This is a genomic window from Vibrio sp. 1288, assembly GCF_033344475.1.
On record NZ_JAWPOX010001013.1, the window covers coordinates 1 to 542 of the forward strand.

Consider the following 542-nt stretch of genomic DNA (forward strand, 5'->3'; position numbering starts at 1 on the left):
GCGGCGATCATCGTACCGAAAGATCGTTCTGCACCAATGAATGCCACGGTAAGTAAAGTAGCATGTGGCGCTGCAGAGGTTGTGCCTTTGATTCGTGTAACCAACCTAGCGCGCACAATGCGTACTCTGCAAGAGCAGGGCATCTGGTTCGTGGGTACGGCGGGTGAAGCGACACACGACATTTATCAAGCAAAACTGACTGGTCCTCTGGCAATCGTCATGGGCGCAGAAGGTGATGGCATGCGCCGCCTAACGCGAGAAACTTGCGATGATTTGATTAAAATCCCAATGGCAGGTAGCGTATCGAGTTTGAATGTGTCGGTTGCATCAGGCATCTGTTTATTCGAAGCAGTTCGTCAGCGCTTGGCTGCGAAGTAAGCGAATGAGAACATATGTCACTGAGCCCAAAGGCTTAGTGGCTTGAAGAATCAAACACATAGGATGGGAAACCATCCTTTGTTATTTTTAGCTAGGGAAATTATGACTCAACAAGATATAAAACTGATTGCGTTCGATCTGGATGGCACATTGTTGGACAGCGT

Annotated in this window: 1 protein-coding gene; it reads left to right on the forward strand. The window is 48.3% G+C overall.

All coding sequences use genetic code 11. The features are described 5' to 3' along the window. Nucleotides 1–378, forward strand: a 378-nt coding sequence (gene rlmB, locus R8O11_RS30635) for a 23S rRNA (guanosine(2251)-2'-O)-methyltransferase RlmB (RefSeq protein WP_318195311.1), incomplete at its 5' end; no start/stop codon positions are given. Nucleotides 379–542: the final 164 nt, after the last annotated feature.